Source organism: Curtobacterium sp. MCBA15_005 (assembly GCF_001864855.1).
GTDB classification, from domain to species: domain Bacteria; phylum Actinomycetota; class Actinomycetes; order Actinomycetales; family Microbacteriaceae; genus Curtobacterium; species Curtobacterium flaccumfaciens.
Map to the genome: position 1 here is coordinate 3,233 of NZ_MJGL01000042.1, position 634 is coordinate 3,866.

Annotated in this window: 2 protein-coding genes; both read right to left on the reverse strand. The window is 71.0% G+C overall.

Features of this window, described 5'->3' with window-relative positions:
- Window positions 1-262 (reverse strand): carbonic anhydrase (locus tag BIU89_RS12995; RefSeq protein WP_302847411.1); only part of this gene is annotated, 262 nt, incomplete at its 3' end.
- 56 nt (window positions 263-318) lie between these two features.
- A partial coding sequence (locus tag BIU89_RS13000) for a DUF4245 family protein (protein ID WP_175475029.1) occupies window positions 319-634 on the reverse strand: 316 nt, incomplete at its 5' end.

Sequence of the window (634 nt, forward strand, 5' to 3'; positions counted from 1 at the left end):
CGAGCACGACGTCGTCGACGATCTGCCCGGCGTTGCGGATGGCGAACAGGTCGCCGATGCCGGCGTCGAAGACGTGCTCGAACGGCACCCGCGAGTCCGAGCAGCCGAGGACGGTCGCGAACGGCGACTGCGATCCTTCGAGCTCGGTGCGGCGATCCGGGTCCACGCGGCCCATCCGGCGCTTGTCGGCGGCGAAGCGGGCGTTGCCGTCGACGAGCAGGCGCAGGGCGTCGGACGGGGTGGAGGCGGCGCGGTCGGGCATGGGGCTCCTCGGTTCGGGTGGGACGGGGTGGTGACTGGCGGGGCGGTGCCCGTCGTCTACTCGGTCAGTTCTCGGGAGACGGCGGTCGCGACGGTCCGGAAGGCCTTGTCGTCGGCGGTGCCGGAGAGCACGATCGTGTTCTTGCCGAACGTCGAGACGAGCGAGTACGCGTGGTTGCCGGCGTCGGTGCCCTCGGCGCGGCGGTCGTAGACGGTCCACTCCGTGTCACCGATCGTGCGGTCACCGGTGGACGGCCGCTGGTCGAGCTGGTTCGACACCCACGAGGCGTTGGCGTCGATGCCCTGCTGCAGGCCGAGGTACTGCTTGTCCGGCGTCACGAAACCGACGGTCCAGACGTCCACGCCGTCGGTG